This is a genomic window from Paraprevotella xylaniphila YIT 11841, from assembly GCF_000205165.1.
Taxonomy (GTDB): Bacteria; Bacteroidota; Bacteroidia; order Bacteroidales; family Bacteroidaceae; genus Paraprevotella; species Paraprevotella xylaniphila.
In genome coordinates, this window is the sequence record NZ_GL883886.1 from 132,511 (window position 1) to 153,922 (window position 21,412).

At 51.1% G+C, this 21,412-nt stretch carries 19 protein-coding genes and 1 tRNA gene; 14 read left to right on the top strand and 6 right to left on the bottom strand.

Annotation, left to right across the window (positions count from 1 at the left end):
• The first annotated feature begins 102 nt into the window (after positions 1-102).
• The 5 genes from HMPREF9442_RS13930 to meaB all read left to right on the top strand — a co-directional run bounded on the left by HMPREF9442_RS13930 (position 103) and on the right by meaB (position 10,212).
• Positions 103-5,883 carry an alpha-2-macroglobulin family protein gene (locus HMPREF9442_RS13930; RefSeq protein WP_008629826.1) on the top strand — a complete coding sequence of 1,927 codons (5,781 nt, stop codon included), beginning with the start codon at positions 103-105 and terminating at the stop codon, positions 5,881-5,883.
• Positions 5,880-6,941, top strand: coding sequence for an esterase-like activity of phytase family protein (locus HMPREF9442_RS13935; protein ID WP_008629828.1), 1,062 nt, complete (start codon positions 5,880-5,882; stop codon positions 6,939-6,941). Before HMPREF9442_RS13930 ends, HMPREF9442_RS13935 begins: the two co-directional genes overlap by 4 nt.
• Before the next feature lie 2 nt (positions 6,942-6,943).
• Positions 6,944-7,960: a DUF4837 family protein gene (locus HMPREF9442_RS13940; protein ID WP_232038468.1), complete on the top strand. Its 1,017-nt coding sequence runs from the start codon at positions 6,944-6,946 to the stop codon at positions 7,958-7,960.
• Between the two features lie 69 nt (positions 7,961-8,029).
• Positions 8,030-9,103 (top strand): DUF1573 domain-containing protein, encoded by a 1,074-nt coding sequence (locus tag HMPREF9442_RS13945; protein WP_040603201.1) that lies wholly within the window; start codon positions 8,030-8,032, stop codon positions 9,101-9,103.
• 11 nt (positions 9,104-9,114) lie between these two features.
• Entirely contained in the window at positions 9,115-10,212 is a 1,098-nt protein-coding gene (meaB, locus tag HMPREF9442_RS13950) for a methylmalonyl Co-A mutase-associated GTPase MeaB (RefSeq protein ID WP_172634413.1), read from the top strand.
• A 91-nt stretch (positions 10,213-10,303) separates the two neighbouring features.
• On the opposite strand, the gene HMPREF9442_RS13955 is transcribed toward meaB, so the two are convergent.
• The 3 genes from HMPREF9442_RS13955 to porQ form a co-directional block, all read right to left on the bottom strand.
• Positions 10,304-11,170: a 4-hydroxy-3-methylbut-2-enyl diphosphate reductase gene (locus tag HMPREF9442_RS13955; protein WP_008629836.1), complete on the bottom strand. Its 867-nt coding sequence runs from the start codon at positions 11,168-11,170 to the stop codon at positions 10,304-10,306.
• 212 nt (positions 11,171-11,382) lie between these two features.
• Positions 11,383-12,075 (bottom strand): (d)CMP kinase, encoded by a 693-nt coding sequence (gene cmk, locus HMPREF9442_RS13960; RefSeq protein WP_008629837.1) that lies wholly within the window; start codon positions 12,073-12,075, stop codon positions 11,383-11,385.
• Positions 12,076-12,128: 53 nt separating this feature from the next.
• A complete protein-coding gene (porQ, locus tag HMPREF9442_RS13965) occupies positions 12,129-13,103 on the bottom strand; it encodes a type IX secretion system protein PorQ (RefSeq protein ID WP_008629851.1) in 975 nt (324 codons plus the stop codon).
• Between the two features lie 236 nt (positions 13,104-13,339).
• On the opposite strand from porQ, the gene HMPREF9442_RS13970 reads away from it, so the two are divergent.
• The 9 genes from HMPREF9442_RS13970 (at position 13,340) to HMPREF9442_RS14010 (ending at position 19,245) form a co-directional block, all read left to right on the top strand.
• Entirely contained in the window at positions 13,340-14,050 is a 711-nt protein-coding gene (locus HMPREF9442_RS13970) for an energy transducer TonB (protein WP_008618667.1), read from the top strand.
• 63 nt (positions 14,051-14,113) lie between these two features.
• Positions 14,114-15,097, top strand: a complete 984-nt coding sequence (locus tag HMPREF9442_RS13975) for a polyprenyl synthetase family protein (protein ID WP_008629855.1) — start codon at positions 14,114-14,116, stop codon at positions 15,095-15,097.
• A gap of 19 nt (positions 15,098-15,116) precedes the next feature.
• Positions 15,117-15,899 carry a TatD family hydrolase gene (locus tag HMPREF9442_RS13980; RefSeq protein ID WP_008629858.1) on the top strand — a complete coding sequence of 261 codons (783 nt, stop codon included), beginning with the start codon at positions 15,117-15,119 and terminating at the stop codon, positions 15,897-15,899.
• Positions 15,900-16,048: 149 nt separating this feature from the next.
• Positions 16,049-16,136 (top strand) — tRNA-Ser (locus HMPREF9442_RS13985).
• A 59-nt stretch (positions 16,137-16,195) separates the two neighbouring features.
• Positions 16,196-17,044, top strand: a complete 849-nt coding sequence (locus HMPREF9442_RS13990; protein ID WP_008629860.1) for a MotA/TolQ/ExbB proton channel family protein — start codon at positions 16,196-16,198, stop codon at positions 17,042-17,044.
• 8 nt (positions 17,045-17,052) lie between these two features.
• Positions 17,053-17,538, top strand: a complete 486-nt coding sequence (locus tag HMPREF9442_RS13995; RefSeq protein WP_008629862.1) for a hypothetical protein — start codon at positions 17,053-17,055, stop codon at positions 17,536-17,538.
• Between the two features lie 24 nt (positions 17,539-17,562).
• Positions 17,563-18,153 (top strand): ExbD/TolR family protein, encoded by a 591-nt coding sequence (locus tag HMPREF9442_RS14000; RefSeq protein WP_008629863.1) that lies wholly within the window; start codon positions 17,563-17,565, stop codon positions 18,151-18,153.
• Complete coding sequence (locus HMPREF9442_RS14005) at positions 18,153-18,611, top strand: ExbD/TolR family protein (protein WP_008629864.1); 459 nt, start codon at positions 18,153-18,155, stop codon at positions 18,609-18,611. Before HMPREF9442_RS14000 ends, HMPREF9442_RS14005 begins: the two co-directional genes overlap by 1 nt.
• Positions 18,612-18,726: 115 nt before the next feature.
• The gene (locus HMPREF9442_RS14010; protein WP_008629865.1) at positions 18,727-19,245 is read left to right on the top strand and encodes an Lrp/AsnC family transcriptional regulator; all 519 of its coding nucleotides are present in this window, start codon (positions 18,727-18,729) and stop codon (positions 19,243-19,245) included.
• 114 nt (positions 19,246-19,359) lie between these two features.
• On the opposite strand, the gene HMPREF9442_RS14015 is transcribed toward HMPREF9442_RS14010, so the two are convergent.
• From HMPREF9442_RS14015 to HMPREF9442_RS14025, 3 genes are read right to left on the bottom strand one after another with little or no spacing between them, the layout of a single operon-like run.
• Positions 19,360-19,857 carry a dihydrofolate reductase gene (locus tag HMPREF9442_RS14015; RefSeq protein WP_008629866.1) on the bottom strand — a complete coding sequence of 166 codons (498 nt, stop codon included), beginning with the start codon at positions 19,855-19,857 and terminating at the stop codon, positions 19,360-19,362.
• Positions 19,858-19,875: 18 nt separating this feature from the next.
• Complete coding sequence (locus HMPREF9442_RS14020; protein WP_008629867.1) at positions 19,876-20,670, bottom strand: thymidylate synthase; 795 nt, start codon at positions 20,668-20,670, stop codon at positions 19,876-19,878.
• Positions 20,671-20,683: 13 nt separating this feature from the next.
• The gene (locus HMPREF9442_RS14025; protein ID WP_008629868.1) at positions 20,684-21,259 is read right to left on the bottom strand and encodes a DUF6249 domain-containing protein; all 576 of its coding nucleotides are present in this window, start codon (positions 21,257-21,259) and stop codon (positions 20,684-20,686) included.
• Positions 21,260-21,412 lie beyond the last annotated feature (153 nt).

Here is a 21,412-nt window from a genome sequence, read left to right on the forward strand (position 1 = left end):
TGATGTATGGTTTTTAGAATATTATAACGTTGAATAGTTTCATTTTTCAAGAAGAATGCCGTTATTTGCATGAATCAGAACTAAAAACCAAAAGAAATAACTATGAAGCAAAAAATCTTATGGAGTATATGCGTGATGTTCCTTTGTTTCGGAACGGGGTGCCCGGCTGCGGGTTTCGATGATTTATGGAAACAAGTGGAAAAATATGAAAGACAAGATTTGCCGAAATCTGCTTATAAGGTTGTGGAACAGATAGCCGCCAAGGCAGACAAAGAGAGGCAAAAAGGTCAGCAGATGGCAGCTTTGCTCTACGGTTGCAAGCTCCGTCAGGACATCGTGCCCGATAGCTTTTATTCCGACATCATGAAACTGGAGCGGCTCAAACGGCAGACCACCGACGAGGTTCAACGGGCGGTGCTGGCTTCCGTGTTGGGAGATTTGTATGAAGACAATGCAGGCCGTAACCGGAATTACAGCGACCGTACGGATGCCCATCCCGACAGCATCCGCGAGTGGTCGCGGGAGCAGTTTATGAAGGTTGCATCGGAGAATTACCAACTGTCCATGGCTCGTCCGGACTTGTTGGCAGCGGCCAAAGCCGCCGACTACATGCCTTTTGTGGAGAAAGGGAAGGATGCCGGTTACTTCGGCGGGGATTTGCTGAATGTCATCGGGAGGCGGGCAGTGGCTATGAAACGGTACAGGACCGTTGCGATAGAAGATGTGGACAAGGACGTGTATGGACAAATGCTCGCTGTCTATCGTAAGAATGGAAACCGTGAGGCGGAATTGTTGGTGATGTTAGACTCTATCGGACATGTGGCACGTGTGTCGAATGGAGGTGTGGCGGAGCATGACCCTGACGGTGTGGCAAGGCGCGAACGGGAAGTGCTGCAAACCGGAACGTATAAGGCGTACGAGCGGATGCTCGCCCATTTCGGTGATTTGCCGTTGGCGGCAGAAATTTATCTGTGCATGCTCGATTTGGAGGTCAGTCCGCGCCTGAAAGTGCAATGGATAGAAGAAGGCTATGAAAGATATAAGGCTTATCCACGTTCGAAGGAACTACTGAATCACCGGAAAAGACTGGAAGCACCGGAAATGCGTTTCCGGATGTCTGAAAGCGTGAACCCCGACATGGGTTACGAAGCACGAGTGGAACACCGCAATGTGTCCGGAGTGGAGTTAAGTTGGTACCTGTTGCCAGAGGGAGAACCTGATTGGGATAAGGTGGAAAAGAAGTATAGGAGCGACCGCTTGGCTTACTTGAAACGGTATGGACGATTGCGGAAGACAGAACGCCTGGCATGGAAGGCGTATGCTCCATACGAGGCCGTGACAGATACTTTCGATTTGCGTGTTCCCGGTGTGGGCTACTATATGATAGTCGCAAAAGCGGATGGACAAGAAACATTGCAACCCTCCCAAATCCACGGGGTGAAGTCATCACGTTTGTTATTGGTGGGCGGTTTCTTGCCGGACAGCACTAGCCTTTGCACGGTAGTGGAGGGATGTACGGGGCGGCCCGTGCCATCGGCCACGGTGGAATGGTACTATCGTGACACGCTGTTGCATACCGCTTTGACGGATGCCGAGGGAAAAGCCCGTTGGCGCGATGCCGCTTATATCCGGAACCATATAGGGCATTACGGCCTGACGATAAAGGCTCGTAAAGGGGATGACCGTTATGCCCAACCTTGGCAGGAGCGTTTCCGGATGCCTTTCCACAAAGAAGAACGGGAACAGGTGCGGGAGCGTTTGTACACAGACAGGGCGGTGTACCGCCCCGGACAGACGGTGTATGTGGGTGGACTGTGTTACAATGAGCGACAGGCTGAAAGCCATACCGTGCAAGGGCGTAAGGTGGTGTTGGAATTGCACGACCCGAATGGGAAGGCCGTGGCGGAACAAAAAGTGGAGAGCGATGCTTTCGGTACGTTTTCGGGCACTTTCACTTTGCCAACGACCGGACTTTCCGGGCGTTATTTCATACGTACAGAATGGGGACATACGGATTTCAGGGTAGAGGAATACAAGCGTCCCACCTTTGAGGTGCATTTGGACGAGGTGGGCGAACACTTCGTCCCGGGCGACACGGTAAGCCTGATGGGTATGGCCATGAACTACAATGGGGTTCCCTTGCGGCATGCACGGGTGTCGGCCACATCTTTCGTCGTTCGTGCCCTCTATCGGGTGGTCGACGGGGAAAAGGAGCTTCCGCTCGATACGGTTTATACCGGTGAAGACGGGCAGTTCATGTTGCGTGTTCCGGTGCGTGAGACTGAAGAGTCATGGGGTAGTTGGGGGCTGCGCCAGATGGTGGAAGTGTCGGTCACGTCTGCATCTGGCGAGACGCAGTCGGCCAAAATTGGATTCCCTTTGACCAAGGAGGGATTGGAACTTGCGTTGGAGGGGGCATTACCGTGCGTGAAAGACAGCCTGCCTGCTTTTACGGCAAGGGTGCGTACGGCTGCGGGTGCCCTTTATACGGGACCAGTGGAAGTGACCGCCGACCTCTTCTTGTCGGAGAAACACCGACTGACGAAGAAAGTGTTGTCGGGTATCTGTCTGCCTGCCAACCGCGAGGTGCGGATTGCGGAGTTGTCAGCTCTTCCTTCTGCGGATTACGGATGGGTGGTACGGGCCGTGGCAGAAGGTGACACGGTGGAAACCTCCTACACGTTCAAACTTTTCAGCCTGTCGGACCGTCGTCCGGGCAACGATGATAACCTTTGGTTCTATTGCGTGAACGACACCGTCCGTCCGGATAAACCTGCCCGTCTGATGGTGGGTACGGCGGCCGACAGTGTCACGCTATATTACATGTTGTTCTGTGAAGACCGTATTTTGGAGGAAAAGGTTTATTCTGTGTCCGATACCATCATGGACTTCACTTATCCGTCCGTGCCAGATGGGGCAGACGGGATGCAGGCTGTGTTTTATTTGGTGCGGGACGGACGTTGTTCGACAAGGGAAGTGCGGCTTGTCCGTCCGTGTCCTGAACGGAAGTTGCGTCTTGCGTGGACATCGTTCCGCGACCGTCTGCAGCCGGGTACGGAAGAAACATGGCGGCTCCGGGTCACATTGCCCGATGGGCGGCCTGCTCCGGCACAGCTGATGGCTACACTGTATGATACCTCCTTGGATGCCATCAAGCCGCATGGCTGGAATTTTTACCAACATTTCTTTCCCTCGTTGCCTTCTGTCAGGATGGGTATGACGAATTGGTTCGGCAGCAATTATATTGCGTATGCTGCACGTGTCCCTTACACGGTTTCTAAACCTTTGCGGTTCGACTATTTTAATCCGGCGATGTTGGCGTGGGGCGGTCTCCGTACGGTTGAAGAAGTGCTCAATATTACGGATAATACTGTAGTGGTGGGCATGTCTCCGGGTAGCGGTAGGATTGCCGGGTTGGATATGGCGTACGGGGCGCAGGCAGCCGAGGCAGAAGTTGCACTTGCGGAACCTCCTGTGCTGCACGCACCCGTGGCGATGTCAGCCATGAAAAAAACAGCGGACGGTGTTGCGGCAGACGGAGTGTCGCAAGACGTGGTAATTCGTGAGAACCTGAATGAAACAGCCTTTTTCTATCCCCGTTTGATGACAGACACGAGCGGCGTGGTGACCTTGCGCTTCACTTTGCCCGAAAGCCTGACGACGTGGAAATTCATGGCTTTGGCCCATACGAAAGACATGATGGCGGGCTTGTTGACGGACGAGGTGGTAGCCGCCAAAGAGGTGATGGCCCAACTCAGCTTGCCGCGCTTCGTGCGGATGGGCGATCGTGCCACGCTTTCGGCCACGTTGTTCAACTTGACCGGGAAAACGTTGGAAGGCAAGGCCACGATGGAAGTGTTCGACCCGGCTACGGGAGAGGGCCTTTGGAAAGAGACGGTGAAGGTGGAGATGGAGGCGGAATCGGATACGGTGGTGTCTTTTGCCTACACGCCTTCAGGCAGTGTGTCCTTGCCGGCTTGTCGCATAATCTTCGAAGCCGGGGAGCATGCAGACGGGGAACAGCGTTATCTTCCTATTTTGGAGGACAAGGAATGGCTGACGCAGACCCTGCCTTTCGTGGTGTCGCACGAGGGGGATACGGTGATACGGCTCGGCGGTTTGTTCCAAGGCAACCATCCTGAGGCGGAGCACCGCTGTCTGACGGTGGAATATACGGCCAATCCCTTGTGGTATGCCGTGCAGGCCCTGCCTTCCGTGTTGGAGCCACGGACGGATGATGTGCTCTCATTGGGTGCGGCCTATTATGCTTCCACGCTTTCCTCTACATTGGCCGCACGGTATCCACAAGTGAAAACGGCGGTGGAACTTTGGCAACGCGAGGCGGGTGAAGAGCTCAAAAGTCCTTTGTCTGGCGGGGAAGACCTGACCGGCATCGTGTTGGAAGAAACACCTTGGGTGGCTGATGCCGAGATGGAGACGCAGCGGTTGCCGGCTTTGCAACAGTTGTTTGATGCCAACCGTCAGGCTGACCTGCGTCGCCGGTTTGCCGAGGCTTTGGGCAAGTTGCAGCGCGGTGATGGTTCGTTCGGTTGGTTCAAGGGGATGTCCGGCAACGCATGGCTGACAGAGCGTGTGGCTTGTCTGTTGCTCCGGAGCGGGGCGGGCGTAAAGACAGACAGCCTCTTGGCGCAGTATGTGGACGTGAAGAAGATGATGGTTTATTTGATGGGCAAGGCACACGAAGAAATTATCAGGGACAAGGAAAGCCTGCGCGAGCATAAAATCCATGCGTACGGAGGTTCCTATTGGTTGGATTACCTCTATTTGGCAAGCCTGAGCGACGTGACTTGGTTTGATGCATCTGTCCGTAAAGATTTGGGATATATGCAAAGCCGTATACTGGATTGTGTGGAACAAAGAGAGGCTGACGGAAAACGACGGATGGCGGGGGATAGTGACAGGCTTTCTCTTACCGAAACCGCCCAGGCCGTCATCGTATTGCGCTATATGGGCAAGGCTGATGCCGCCGCCGGACTGGTACGTTCTTTGCGTGAACATTTGGTGGACGGGGCAGAAGGGTTGCACCTTGAATACCCTTCCAACGGCTTTGTGGGTTCCGACCGGAAGATTGCGGTGCATACATTGTTGATGGAAGCATTATCAGCGCCGGGAGACGCGGATGAAAAGGAACAAGAGGGAATGTGCCGCTGGTTGTTATCGCAGAAGCGTTTGCAGGCCTGGGGGACTACTACGAGCAGCATGGACGCCGTGTATGCCTTGATGCAAGGGCAAAAACGGGATTTGGTCTTGCGCTCGAATGATGTGGTCCGGTTGGAAAGCCCGAAGGGTGAAGAGCTGGCCGTATTGAAATCTTCGGAAAGCAAGTTGGCCGGTTTGGGTACGGTGACGGCTACGGTGGAAGGCCGTGAACTGTCGAAAGGTGCCGGTTTGTTGAAAGTGGAAAAGGCGGGAGACCGTCCGTCCGCTTGGGGTGCGGTGTATGCGCAATACCGTTTGCCGTTGTCCGAGGTCGGCAGTTCCGCTTCGGGTCTTCGCATCCGCCAGGAAGTGGACAATGACCGTCCCCGGGTGGGCGACCGCGTGACGCTCCGTTACGTGCTCACGTCCGACCGCGACTATGAGTACGTCCGCCTGAAAGCGGGCCGCGCGGCTTGTCTGGAACCTGTGGACTCCCGTTCGGGCTATGAATACCGCAATGGTTTGGGATATTATAAGGAGGTGAAGGACGCTTCGACGAACTATTTCTTCGAGCGTTTGCCCAAGGGGACTTACGTGATAGAGGCGGAATGCTACGTGGAGCGTGCCGGACGTTATGCCCTCGGTGCGGTGAAGCTGAACGGGGTGTATGCACCCGAGTTCAGTGCATACGGGGCAGGAACGGTATTGGAGGTAAGCGAATGAAATATGTATTGAATGTCATATTCGGTATGGTGATGCTGTGGCTCTCCGCAGGATATGCGGTGGCTCAGCAAGTGGAACTCTTGAAACCGAAAGATTTGGGACAGTGGAACATTCGGCCGGGGAATTACAGCGGGATTACGCCGATAGGAGACGGGCACTATGCCGTGGTGAGCGACAAGGAGACACGGGACGGGTTCTTTGTGTTCCGTATCGTACAGGATGAACGGACGGGACAAGTGACCGAGGTGGTGAATGAAGGATTCCGTGGAACGGATTCCGCTTTGAAAGGTGGAAGGGATGCGGAGGGTGTGGCTTTCGTGCCGGAAGATTCTTTGGTGTGGGTAAGCGGAGAAGCCGACCAACGTATTGTGGCCTATCGGACGGACGGCGCACCGGCACATCGGGAATTGGCTGTCCCTCCGGCATTGGGGCGGTCGGCCATTACGCCGAATTATGGTTTCGAAGCTTTGGGTTACGACCGTGAGTCCGAAACTTTCTGGGCCGTGACCGAGAATGCCTTGAAGGTCGATGGCAGGGTGGCTGAACCCGGTGCGGGGCATGGCGTTTACCTTCGTTTGCAGAGTTTCGGGCGTGACGGGCTGCCGCGTGCATCGTATGCTTATCCGTTGGACATGCCCGTGTCGGAGGCCAAAGGAGAACAATATGCTTTCGGGGTGGTCGCGATCTGGCCGCAGGAAGGCGGACGCTTATGGGTGATGGAGCGGGAATTCAATGTACCGGAGAGGCGGTTGAAAGCCCGTACCCTGATGAAGATTTATGAGGTCGTACCCGGTTCAGGAACGGCACTTCCGGAAAAGCCCCCGTCGGAACGGTTATCCGGTTACGCTTTGAAAAAGGAACCGGTTGCGGCTTTTTCCACCCGCATGCGCTTGGTCAGGCCGAAATTGGCCAATTACGAAGGTCTGTGCGAAGGAAGCCGTCTGGCCGACGGACGGCGTACGTGGCTGCTCGTGAGCGATTCGCAGGGTGGTTATGGAAACAGATTGTGTCATTTGCGGGATTGGATTCGCGTCTGTGTCTCGCCTAAAGTAAAATGAATATGAAGAAGAAAAGTTTTTGGAGGCAAGGGATTTTAGCACTTTGCGTGGCGTGTATGTGTTTCGCCTGTGGCGGTGGAGAAAAGAAAGCCCCGTTGGGGCCATCCAAGGGACTGCCCGGGGAGTTGTTGCTGATTGTAGATGCTTCGCTTTGGAAAACGAGTGCCCGTGATTCGTTGGAAGATGTGCTGAAAGGCAGTGTGCCCGGCTTGTCGCAGTACGAACCCATGTTCCGGATGATGCGGATATTCCCGGAAAATTATTCGGGGCAATACTCCACGATGCGTAATATCATCGAGGTGCGTGAGGACCCTCAAGCCGATGGGGTGGAAATGGGAGTGGCGTATAATGTGAAAGCCGTACCGCAGACTTATGTGAACATCAAGGCGCGGGATGCGGCTTCGCTCAACCGTTTTCTGATGACCCATCGGGAGCAGATAACCGATTTGTTCCTTGCTTCGGAAATGCAGTGGGAAGTAGCGCGTTTGAAGAAAAAGTACAGCAAGGTTGTGGATGACGCGTCGCGGGAACTTTTCGGCTATACGGTGAAGGTGCCGGCAGATATCGCCAAGGTCAAAAAAGGGGAACAGTTTATCTGGGCTTCGTCAGACCGTCAGACACAAGACATGAACTATGTGTGCTACAGTCTTCCGTTGGCAGACAGCAGCATGTTGTTGACCAAACGGTGGGTAGATCTGCGTGATTCGGTCATGAAACGGAATATTCCCGGTTCGACACCCGAGAACTGGATGACCACCACACGTGAAAACGGCGAACCGTTGGTGGTACAACGGTCTGTTCAGTTGGCCGACGGGCGTCAGGTATATGAGATGCGCGGTCTGTGGGAGATGCGCAAAGGGGCGCTCGGCGGTCCTTTCGTGTCGTTGGCATATCCCGACTCTGCGCAGGGGCGTTTGTTGGTGACGGAAGGGTTTATTTATTCGCCCGATACGAACAAACGCGACCTGGTGCGCCGTATGGAAGCCGCCTTGCGTACGTTAGCTCCGGTGAAACCTTGAAAAAAACGGTTCCTTCCTTGTGGGATGGGGCCGTTTTTCTTATCTTTGTCTCAAAATGAAAGTACGAATATGTCTGTGAAAAGAACCTTCCTGAGCGTTTGGGGAATGATACTGGCGGGAGCCGTGTGGGCACAACCCCGGCTTGCCATAGACCGCGATGTGGCCAACATGGGTGAGATTATGTTTCAACTGCCTTCTAAAGTAAACTTTACGTTGCGCAACACGGGGACTGACCCGTTGAGTATCACGGAAGTCATCCCTTCATGCGGCTGTACGGCCGTGGACTGGACGCGCGAGCTGATAGCTCCCGGAGCGGAAGGTACGATTACGGCGGTATATGACGCCAAGATGCTAGGCGTTTTCCAGAAAGACCTTGAGGTGTACACCAATGCTTCGGACGAGCCGGTTTATCTGCATATACAAGGGCGCGTGGTGTCTAAACTGTCCGACTATTCAGGCTCTTTTCCCATCGATTTGGGTAATGTGCGATTGAATATCAATAATATAGAATTTGACAACGTGAACCGAGGAGACCATCCGATGGTGGAACTGCAAATCGTCAATTTAGGCCGCAAGAGCTACAAGCCTTATCTGATGCACTTGCCGTCTTATCTCTCGGCGCAGTATTTCCCGGAGACGTTGAGCGGCGGGCGTATCGGCAAGATTATGCTTACGTTGGACAGTGAGAAGTTGCATCAGATGGGGTTGACGCAGACTTCCATCTACTTGGCCCGTAAGGTGGGTGACAAGGTGTCGGAAGACAATGAGATTACGGTTTCTTCCGTGTTGTTGCCCGACTTTTCGTCCTTGTCGGCGAAAGACAGGGAACAGGCACCTCACATGGAGCTTTCCGCCGACACATTGGACATGGGCGAACTGGGACGGAAGCGCAAGAAGTCTATGACAGTCCTTGTGAGCAATAAGGGCAAGCGTACGCTCGAAATCCGGACTTTGCAAGTCTTCAATAAGGCTTTGGCTGTGGGGTTGAGCGACCGGAATATCGAGCCGGGCGAGACGGCGAAGCTGAAAGTCACGGTGTTGGCTAAATATCTGAATAAAGTGAAGAGCAGCCCGCGCGTGTTGTTGATTACGAACGACCCGGCCCGCTCGAAAGAGATTATTACCGTAAACGTGAAGCAATAAAGATGACGGCTATGGAACATCCTGAGAACAGTGCGGAATATAAGGGGCTGACCGTGAACAGCGGCGTAGCCCAACCTTCGATTGTGAACCCCTACCTGAAGCGTGGCCGGTACCGGCATCAGCAGATGTCGGCAGGGGATTATGTGGAAGGCATCCTGAAAGGGGACGTGACGGTGCTCGGCCGGGCCGTGACGTTGGTAGAAAGTACGAACCCCGCCCATCAGGCCGTGGCGCAGGAAGTGATAGAAAAGTGCCTGCCCCATGCCGGGCATTCCATTCGCGTGGGCATCAGCGGGGTGCCCGGTGCCGGGAAAAGTACGAGTATCGACGCTTTCGGTATCCATGTGTTGCAGGAGTACGGAGGCAAATTGGCCGTGTTGGCCATCGATCCGAGCAGCGAGCGAAGCAAAGGGAGCATTTTGGGCGACAAGACCCGTATGGAGAAACTGGCCGTGCATCCTGACTCTTTTATCCGTCCCAGTCCCTCGGCCGGTTCGTTAGGTGGCGTGGCCCGCAAGACGCGTGAGACGATCATCCTGTGCGAGGCCGCCGGTTTCGACAAGATTTTCGTGGAGACGGTGGGCGTGGGACAGAGCGAAACGGCCTGTCATTCCATGGTAGACTTCTTCCTGCTCATCCAGTTGGCCGGTACGGGAGATGAGTTGCAAGGCATCAAACGCGGGATCATGGAGATGGCCGACGGCATCGTCATCAACAAATGCGACGGGAACAACGTGGACAAGTGCCAGTTGGCCGCTACGCAGTTCCGCAATGCGTTGCACCTGTTCCCGGCTCCTGAAAGCGGGTGGACACCACAAGTGCTGACCTATTCCGGCTTTTACAATTTGGGCGTGAAGGAGATTTGGGACATGGTGTACCGCTATATGGATTTTGTGAAAGGGAACGGATATTTTGAACACCGGCGCAACGAGCAGTCCAAATACTGGATGTATGAGACCATCAACGAGCAGTTGCGCAACAGTTTTTTCCAGAACGGACAAATTGTATCCCGTCTGGCCGAAGCCGAAGCCATGGTGTTGTCGGGACGGCAAACCTCTTTCGTGGCAGCCAAACAGTTGCTCGATGAATATTTCGCCTCGCTCCGGTGAGCGGAGATGGCGCGTAGAAAACAGCCGGGACAGATGTGTGGCATCCGTCCCGGCTGTTTTTATTATGGACAGGAAGCCCCGTCCTGTGTGTTTACGGTTGCATCCGCTTCCGGATGGCTTCGGCGCATTCCTCCATCAGCCACTTCGGAGTGGACGTGGCCCCGCAAATGCCTACCGAACGGCAGTCCTCCAACCAGACGAAATCAATCTCCGACGCGGCATCTACCAAATACGAGCGCGGGTTCACGCTCCGGCATTCGTCATACAAGACCTTCCCGTTGGAACTCTTTTTGCCGCACACGAAGAGAATCACATCGTGGCGTGTGGCGAAATCGCGGATGTGCGGCATGCGGTTGGCCACTTGGCGGCAGATGGTGTCGTAGTAACGGAAGGTGGCTGTGGGAGAGATGTGCGCGCCGATGTATTCCACGATTTTCCGGAAACCCTCCAACGGTTTGGTGGTTTGCGAATACAGGCAAATGTCCCGGTTGAAATCCAGTTTGTCCACTTCTTCCGGCGATTCGATGACGATGGCCTTGCCATCGGTCTGTCCCACGAGACCGAGCACTTCGGCATGGCCGTTCTTTCCGTAGATGACGATTTGTTTGCTTTCCGTGCCCCCCGCCTGGTATTCCTTTTTGATGCGTTCCTGTAAGTGAAGTACCACAGGGCAGGTCGCATCTATGATTTCAATCCCGTTGGTTTCGGCTTGCCCGTACGTGGCCGGAGGCTCGCCGTGGGCACGCAAGAGCACTTTGGCGTGGTGCAAGGTCGAGAACGTGGCGTGGTCGATGGTGATGAGGCCGAGTTTTTTCAGGCGGTCGCATTCCTTGCCGTTGTGCACGATGTCGCCCAGACAGTAGAGCGTGGCTCCCCGTGCCAACTCTTCTTCCGCCTTGTTGATGGCGCGGGTCACGCCGAAGCAGAAACCCGACCCTTGGTCTATCTCTATCTTCATTTGTAAAAATCCTTTAAGCTTTAAGCACTGTACCGTACAGTCCCTTTTCCCGTTTTGCTGAAGTTATCGTTTCGTTCTGCTCCGAATGGAAAATCAATCGAAGCAGAATGATTTTTCAATCTCAGGAGATTGATTTTTCATTCTCAGTAGATTTTTTAGCCAGATTTATCTTGTTGGTATGCAACGGTTTGCATATTTTTATAGAATACTCTTTATTCCGCTTCGGTAGCTTTTCGGAACTGGGCTGCAAGCCATTCCTTTTGTTCGGAAATCGTCATGTGGCTGTTGTCCAGTTCTATGGCGTCGTCGGCCTTACGGAGCGGACTTACGGTGCGGCTTGTGTCTATCCGGTCGCGTTCTTTCACGTTTTCCAGGATTTCCTCGTAACTGCCTTCTTCCCCTTTGGCCTGTAATTCGTCATAGCGGCGTCGGGCACGGATTTCGGGAGAGGCGGTCACGAATATTTTGAGTTCGGCATCGGGGAACACCGTCGTGCCGATGTCCCGTCCGTCCATGACGATACCTTTTTCCCGTCCCATCTGTTGTTGGAGGCTGACCATGGCCTCGCGCACGAAATCGAGTGCAGCCACGATGCTGACTTTGGACGATACGGCCAGCGTACGGATGTCGTCTTCCACCAACGCCCCGTCTAGATAGGTTTGCGGCCTTCCTGTCTCGGGATTGAGCTTAAAAGAGATGTTCAGGTGCGGAAGGGCGGTTTTCAGGTGGTCGGTGTCTACCTCGTCTCCGTGGAATAGCCCATGCCGGAGGCAGTAGAGCGTGACGGCACGGTACATGGCACCGCTGTCAATGTAAATATAGCCTATTTCGCGAGCTAAATCTTTGGCCATCGTGCTTTTCCCGCAAGAGGAAAAACCGTCTATGGCAATCGTGATTTTTTTCATGTCGTTCTGTATATTATAATAATGTATAAGCTGAAATGGGGACTTGGCTGTCCTTACAGGCGGTAGGACGCGTTGAAGACGAAAGACGGGGCGGACAGGTGGTACTGGGCGTATGCCAGTCCGAAACCGAAACGGGAAAGCAGGATGCCCGCACCGGCACAAAGACCGGCGGCGTGGGAAGAGCCTGCCGCCTTCATTTCATTGGCTTTCCGGAAGTTGTAACCTAAGGACAGGTACATGTAGTCGGTAGGCAGGAAATCCACGCCCGCTGCCAGATGGTTCATAAGCATCTTGCCTGTAGACAACTCTTCGCCCGATGCGAAATAGTAATCCTTGTCCCATCGTGTCAGGTCTACGAGGGTGACGGACACGCGGAATGGGGCGTGGTCGAATCCTTTCGTAAAACCGATTTGCATGGAAAAGGGCAGTTTTTCGTGGATTTCACCGAATGCTTTTACCTGTCCGCCCAGGTTGCGCGCTACGGCCGACAACGAGAAATCCGTATTCTCGTTGTAGTAATTTACGCCCAAGTCTACGGCCAGTGCCACGGATGAGTAGTCGCCGTATTTCGAATAGATGAACTTGCCCGTGGCACCACCGGCCCACCGGTCGTTCAGGTTGTAGGCATACATTCCGCTCAAAGCCATGTCCATGGCCGAGAAAGAGCCCACGGTGACGTTGTCGGCCGTGATTTCGTCCATGGTGCCGTAGTGGGCATATTGTGCCGTGACGCCCATTGTGGAACGTTCTCCCAATATCTTGACAAACGCCGCGCTCCCCACGTTACACCCTTGCAGGTAAGTCATGAAGTTGAGATTCAGCGTCTTGTCGCTCACGGAACTGAGCAGTGCGGGGTTGCTGAAGACGAGCGACGCGTCATCCTCTATCAGGGAGATGTTGCGCCCGCCCAAAGCCGTGGAATGTGCGGACACGGGCATTTCCAAAAAGTTGAACACGGAGTTGCTTTCTTGGGCATGTGACGCGGCGGCAAGCAGGATATATAATGCTAAAATAAGCTTTTTCGTCATCTGGAATGAATTTTGTGGCCAAAGATACGGATTTTCTGAAATATCTGATTATATTTGCGCAATAATTCCGTATGGGGATACCGTTATGCAGATATAACGTGGAAAAGTCCGATTTAGGGTGTAGAACGAAAAAAAATGTGAGATTGGAAAAAAAATGGGGTGAAGCGCATGAGTATATAAAAAAAATGTGCTACTTTTGCCCTTGCATGAAGAATACGTAAAAAGCTAAATATAATATGGAAATTAAAAAATCATTGAGCGCGGATCTCGAAGGCAAGAAAGGCACCGGATTACTGATGGGCTTTGTCTTGGCTCTTTCGGCCATGTTTGTCGCATTCGAGTGGACACAGCATGACAAGAAGGTTATTGAAACGGAACCTGTATTCACGGCGGCGATTGAGGAGGACATGATTCCCATCACGCAGCAGCCCGAAGTGGTGGCGCCCCCCCCGGCTGCGGCCCCGAAAATTGCTGAAATCATCAATATCGTGGACAACGAAACGGAATTGGTGGAGGAGGAAGTGGAAACTTCCGAGGAAGTGAACCAAGCCATTGTGACGACTCCGGGTACGGGTACAACGGCCGTGGCTACGGGACCGGTAGGCCCTGTGGTGGAAGAAGTGGACGAAAACCAGATTTATGACATCGTGGAGGAGAATCCTCGTTTCCCCGGTGGTGAAGAAGCTTGTATGAAGTGGTTGTCCGACAACATCAAGTATCCCCCTATTTGTGTGGAGCAAGGTATTCAGGGACGTGTATACGCTCAGTTCGTGGTGAACAAGGACGGTTCCATTGTGGATATCAAGATTGTGCGCAGTCCGGATCCTTATCTGTCAAAGGAAGCAGAACGCGTGTTGAAGATGATGCCGAAGTGGAGTCCTGGTAAGCAGAGAGGTAAACCGGTGCGTGTGAAATTCTCATTGCCGGTGATGTTCAGATTGCAATAATATAAGATGTATAATATTAAGGAGGCTGCTCACGGCAGCCTCCTTTTGTGAGAAACATAGCCTATGTATAATTGGAAAGAAGTTTTAGACTACATTAACGGCGAGATAGCCGGAATGTCTTTCGAGCGTCAGCCTGCAGAACTCTACGAACCGATTCGTTACGTCCTTTCGATGGGAGGAAAACGCATCCGGCCGGTATTGATGCTGATGGCTTATAACCTGTATAAGGAAAAGGTTGAGGAAATCGGTTTCCAAGCCGTGGCCATCGAAATTTATCATAATTATACGTTGCTGCACGATGATTTGATGGATAGGGCCGATATGCGGCGGGGCATGGCTACCGTGCATAAGAAATGGGATGACAATGCCGCGATATTGAGCGGGGACTCCATGTTGGTCATGGCTTACCGCTACATGCAGCAGGGGTGTCCGGCTGAACATCTGGGAGACGTTATGAGTTTGTTTACGGAAACTGCCCTCGAAATCGGAGAAGGGCAGCAATACGATATGGAATTTGAGGCTCGTGCGGATGTCAGCGAAGAGGAATATATAGAAATGATTCGCTTGAAAACGTCCGTGTTGTTGGCTTGTGCGCTGAAAATCGGTGCATGGTTGGGGGGCGCTCCCCGGCAGGATGCGGAACTCCTTTATCGTTTCGGCGAGAACCTCGGCCTGGCTTTCCAGTTGCAGGACGATTATTTGGACGTATATGGTGACCCGGCGGTTTTCGGTAAGAAAATAGGAGGGGATATCCTGTGTAACAAGAAGACCTATATGCTGATTAACGCGTTGGGACGTGCTTTGCCTGCCGACCGGGAACGGTTGGAACAGTGGCTGAAGAAAGAGGAAGGAACTTATGTCCCGGAAGAAAAGATAGCCGCAGTGACAGCATTGTATAACAAGATGGGTATCCGTGCCTTGTGTGACGAGAAAATCCGTTTTTATTATGAACGGGCCCGTGAAATTCTGGACAAGGTAAATTTACCCGAGGAGCGGAAGGAACCTTTGTGGGAGATGGCGCAAAGTTTGTTGAATCGGAAGTCTTGAAGGAGCGGGGAAGTCGGTGATGAGAATAATTGATACGCATGCCCATTTGTTTGACGAGGTTTTTGCCGGAGATTTGGAGGAGGTGGTTTCCCGTGCCTTGCAGAACGATGTGGAAAAGGTGTTTCTCCCCAACATAGACGAGTCGACGATTCCTGCCATGTTGGACTTGTGCACGGGGCATCCGGGCTTTTTTTATCCGATGTTGGGGCTTCACCCCACGGAAGTGAGGGCAGATTATCGCGAGGTGCTCGGGCGTATGGAGGCACTGCTGCAAGCCGGCCATCCTTTTATAGGTATCGGCGAAGTGGGATTGGACTATTATTGGGATAGTACTTATTATAAGGAACAACAAGAAGCATTCCGTTGTCAAGTGGAGTGGTCGTTAGCCTACGGGCTACCTTTGATGATTCATTCCCGTTCGGCACAAAAAGAACTGGTGGACGTGCTCGCTCCTTTTCGTACGAGAGGGGTTGGGGGAGTTTTCCATAGCTTTGGCGGCACGGCGGAAGAGGCGCGGGAGTTGCTTTCATTCGAAGGATTCATGATAGGTATCAATGGTGTGCTGACTTTTAAAAAATCCGCCTTGCCGGAAGTGTTGCGGCAGATACCAATAGAACGGGTGGTGTTGGAAACCGATGCTCCTTATCTGTCGCCGGTTCCTCGCCGGGGCAAAAGGAACGAAAGCGCATATATCCGGCACACGTTGGTGAAAGTGGCGGAAGTTTACGGTTTGCCGGTGGAAACGGTTGCCGGACAAACGTACGAAAATGCGTTGAAAATTTATTCAGGCGCCCGTAAATGAAGCCGTCGAAAGGTTAAAATTAAACTTTTTGTAGGATGAGACGAACTTTTTGGGCTGAGTATGGTGGTAGTCCGGAAAAAAAAGAATATTTTTGTACTCGAAAACGGAGGCATATCGTTTTTTTTTGTAACTTGCGCCCGTTTTGAGAAGGAGAGATGCTCGAGTGGCTGAAGAGGCACGCCTGGAAAGCGTGTATACGCCTAAAGCGTATCGGGGGTTCGAATCCCCCTCTCTCCGCTAAACATAAACGAGGAAATAATAATAATTAATATTAATCTTAAAAAATTAGACACACAATGAAAAAGTTATTTGCAATTATTGCGATGTTTGGAGTTTTTGCATTCGGTGCGACTCAGGCCATGATGGCACAGACTGACGAGGCCGCTGCTGCGGAATCGGATTCGGCTGCCACTATGGTAGACAGTGCGGCTGTAGACTCGGCTGCTGTAGATACGGCGGCTGTTGAGGCAATGGATGCTACGGAAGAAACCGTTGCACCGGTAGAAGAAGAAAGCTTCCACAAGGAATTGAAGACGAAGTTTATCGAAGGTGATGCTGGCTTCATGTCATTGGTTGCTATAGCCTTGGTGTTCGGTTTGGCTTTCTGCATCGAACGTATTATTTACTTGAGCTTGGCTGAAATCGATTCTAAGAAATTGATGGCTCAGATTGAGGAAAGACTGAATGCAGGTGATGTTGAAGGTGCAAAGACGATTTGCCGTAACACTCGCGGTCCTATTGCTTCTATCTGCTACCAGGGCTTAATGCGTTTCGATGACGGTGTGGAGGATGTAGAGCGTTCTATTACGGCATACGGTGCCGTGCAGGCCGGTTATTTGGAAAAAGGATGTTCTTGGATTACCTTGTTTATTGCAATGGCACCGTCACTCGGGTTCTTGGGTACTGTGATTGGTATGGTGATGGCCTTCGACCAGATTCAGGCTGCAGGTGATATTTCCCCGACAGTCGTTGCAGGTGGTATGAAAGTGGCCTTGATCACAACTATCTTCGGTATTATTGTTGCATTGGTATTGCAGGTATTCTATAACTATATCCTTTCCAAAATTGAGGAAATCACTTCTAACATGGAAGAAGCTACTATTTCTTTGCTTGACATGTGCATGAAGTATAACTTGAAAAAATAATTAGCAATATGGCAGCAAAGAAATATATGACGTCATATTATGTCCTGTATGCTTGCTTTGCAATCATCGTATTGTTTTTTGCGGCATTCTTCGGATATGGATATGATAATCCCGTAGGAGATTATAACGCTCCTGTTTGTACGGAAGGATTGATGTGGTTGATGTACGGCATGTTCGCTGTGACGTGTTTGTTAGCTCTTTGGAGTGTCATCCGCGGTGTTAAAATTTCCATGGGCTCTAAGGGTGGAGATATTAGCGGTGTGCCGGGTGCTAAAATCAGTGCTGTGTCTTTTGCGATTTTGGTACTTTCTTTGGTTATCGGTTGGGTGCTCGGAATGGGCGAAACTGAATTTACAGCGGCTGATGGAACCGTGACTTCAGCGACAATGGTAACAGTAACCGATATGTTTATGGTTTCCATTTATATCATGTTGTTATTGACTACTGTAGCTGTGGTTTTCAACATGTCCGGTATAATGAAGAGAAAGAAATAAGAAAAACGTCTAAAACGATAAGGAATGGCAAGAAAAAAAAGAAAAGTACCCGGACTGAACGCCAGTTCAACAGCGGATATTTCTTTCATATTGCTGATCTTCTTCCTCGTAACGACTTCAATGGATACGGATTCGGGATTGGCAAGACGTTTGCCGCCCCCTCCTGAAGATGAACAAGACGAGGCGCAGATAGACGTGAAAGAGAGAAATGTGTTGATGGTCAAGGTCAATGCTGCCGGGCAGTTAATGTGCGGGGGTGATTTCATTGAGATTACACAGCTGTGTGATAAAGTGAAAGAATTCGTCAAGAATGAAAACAACAGTGCGACGATGCCAGAGAAGCACGCCAAGAATATTCCTTTGTTGGGGGTATGCGCTGTGACAGACAAGCATGTGATTTCAGTGCAGACAGACCGTGGTACGAGCTATAATGTGTATTTCCAAGTGCAGAATGAATTGGTACGAGCTTATAATGAGTTGCGTGATGAGTTGAGCAAAGCTAAGTTCGGAAGAGTTTACAGTGCTTTGGATGATGAGCATCAAGCTGCAATTCGTGAGTATTATCCGCAGAAGATTTCTGAGGCAGAACCTAAAAATTATGGAGGAAATGACTGATGGGAAGATTTAGCAGAGGTGGAAGCCGTGAGATGCCAGAATTGAATACTTCATCGCTTCCAGACTTGATTTTTACAATCTTGTTCTTCTTCATGATTGTTACCACCATGCGCGAAGTGACTTTGAAAGTGAAGTTTACGGTGCCTACTGGTACGGAACTGGAGAAATTGGAAAAGAAGTCTGCTGTGTCCTTTATTTATGTAGGACCACCAACCGACCAGTTGCGCGCAGCTATGGGTTCAGGTACGCGTATCCAATTGAATGATCGTTTTGCAGAACCTGCAGAAGTCATGGATTTTATTGCGGAGGAACGTACAAGAATGACAGACCAAGCAGCCCAAGTGGTCTCCATGAAAGTGGATCAGCGTACACAGATGGGTATTATAACAGACATCAAGCAGGTGCTGAGAAAATCGTGGGCCTTAAAAATCAATTATTCTGCAGCAAAGCGAAATTGATAGAAGGATATTATTAAAAAACGGTATTTTCATTATGAAAATACCGTTTTTTTTATGGATTTATACCAAGGTCTTTGTTTTTTCTTTATTTTTGCAATAAATAAACGAATAGATTATGGGGATTGCTAATTTGGATGCTCTTGACGAGCAGATTCTAAAGTTAATTGCTGACAACGCACGTATTCCTTTTTTGGAAGTGGCCCGTGCTTGTCACGTGTCTGGTGCAGCGATTCATCAGCGCATACAGAAGTTGACTCGCTTAGGAGTCTTGAAAGGTTCACAATACGTGTTGGATCCGGAAAGGATCGGTTACGAGACTTGTGCCTATGTGGGGCTTTTTCTGAAAGATCCTTCGGATTTCGACCGGGTGGTTGCGGAATTGTGGAATATTCCGGAAGTGGTTGAATGCCATTATACGACAGGCGATTATGACATGTTTATCAAAATCTATGCCCGGAACAACCATCACATGTTGAGTATCATCCATGATAAGTTACAGCCTTTAGGCTTGCAACGTTCTGAAACCATTATTTCTTTTCATGAGGCAATTAACCGGCAGATGCCGATTCCTGAAATAAAGCACAAGAAGGGCGGCACGGAGAATATGGATGTGGAAGTAGAGGAAGAAGAATAATTGGGAGAAAAGAAAAAGAGGTGGTCTCGTCAGGAAGGCGGACAACCTCTTTTTTTCTTTTTAAGTCTTGTATTCTATACGGTTCTTCGTTTGAGACGGAATTTCTTCTGGGTATCAATGGCGGCTCTTTCTCTGATAATCTTTGAAGGAGAAAGGATATTGATGTTTCTCGTCCCTATTATGTCGAGAACTTTGTATGAGTTCCCATGGCCGGATGTCGAAAGGGGGGAAGAAAGCATCCGCTTCTTGGGGCGTGTCTTCTATTTCCGTGAGATATATTTTCTGGGCGAGTGGCAGGGCCTCTTGATACACGCTTTCACCGCCGATGATGAATATCTCTTCTTCTTCCTTACAATGTGACAGGGCCTCTTGTAAGCTACTGAATGTTTCCGCACCGGGGAAGACGGCAGCTTTGTTTCTGCTCAGCACGATATTACGCCGGTTGGGCAACGCTCCTTTGGGAAAGGATTCAAACGTCTTGCGCCCCATGATGATGGTATGTCCGGTGGTGAGTGCCTTGAATCGCTTCAGGTCGTCGGGAAGCCGGTACAGCAAGTGGTTTTCAAAACCGATGGCACGGTTGCGTGCAATAGCTACGATAATGGATATCATGTCGGGATGGTTAGAGGGTTATACGGAAACCGCACCGGCAATGTGCGGCCAAGGGTTATAGTTTTCCAATGTGAAGTCTTCAAACTTGAAGTCGAAGATGCTTTTCACGTCCGGATTGAGTCTCATGCGAGGCAGGGGACGAGGTTCCCGGGTGAGTTGCAGTTTCACTTGTTCCAGATGGTTCTTATAGATATGTGTGTCTCCTAACGTGTGTACGAAGTCGCCTGCTTTCAGTCCCGTCACCTGTGCCATCATCATCAACAACAGGGCGTATGATGCGATATTGAAGGGAACACCGAGAAACGTATCCGCACTACGTTGGTAAAGCTGAAGGCTCAATTTCCCTTTAGCTACGTAAAACTGAAAAAAAGCATGGCAGGGAGGCAGGTTCATGTTCCCGAGGTCGCCGACGTTCCATGCACTGACGATGATACGGCGTGAATCGGGATTGTGTCTGATGGTATCCACAGCCTCTTGTATCTGGTCTATGAATCCACCTTTATAGTCCGGCCACGAACGCCACTGATACCCGTAAATATGTCCCAGATCGCCGTTTTCATCTGCCCATTCATTCCATATCCTTACGCCGTGTTCCTGCAAATATTTCACGTTGGTATCGCCTTGCAGGAACCAGAGCAGTTCATGGATGATGGACTTCAGGTGTAACTTCTTTGTGGTAAGCAGCGGAAATCCTTCTTCGAGGTTGAACCGCATCTGATGGCCGAATACGCTGAGGGTGCCCGTACCTGTACGGTCGCTCTTCTCCACGCCTTCTTCCATTATCCTATGTAACAGGTCGAGATATTGTTTCATTCTTAATATTGTTTTATTTTTTTTTCTTATTGATAAGGGTGGTCAGCCAATCGTTGGCGGCTATGCAGAGCATGACTACGCCCACGACGAACAACAAGTCTGTGAAGTCGATGATCCATTCAACGACGATAAGCCCTACCCCCCAACAGGCGTTCTTTATGGCAGATTGTTTGAGCATTTGGTTTCTCGTATCTTCGTCTATCGTCCGTCTTTCAGGGTCATACGCGGCTCTTTCTATCCTCCTGTTCTTCTCGCGGTGGGAACGGTATATCAGGTAGACGGCCAAAAGCACGAGGAGGGCAGGAATGAGGAACAGGATTACGGTAAGTATTGTAAAGAGCACACCGCCAATTCCGAGAAGTCCGGATAAAAAGTCCAAAACTCCTTCGTTTCCCAAATCGTCCATGAGAGAAAATGTGTGGGAGTAAACCGATGGGGGAGAACTCCACGTGCTATCGTCGGCCACGTCTTCCAAAGCCGACACCGTATCGGAGTAGACAGTGATGCCATTTTGTGCCAAGACAATATTTTGTGCGAGACAAGCCCATAAAAGGCAAAGCCATATGACGGGAAATATAGGGCGTTTCATGTGGTAAGCGGTTTGATTTAATGTACAAAGATAGCGAAAGGCGAGTGCAGAGACAAATGAAAACAAAGTTTTCTGGTTTGGCTATGCCAAGCCGCATCCTATCTTCGTGGGAACAAAGATAGCGAAAGGCGAGCGCAGAAGCAAATTAAAATC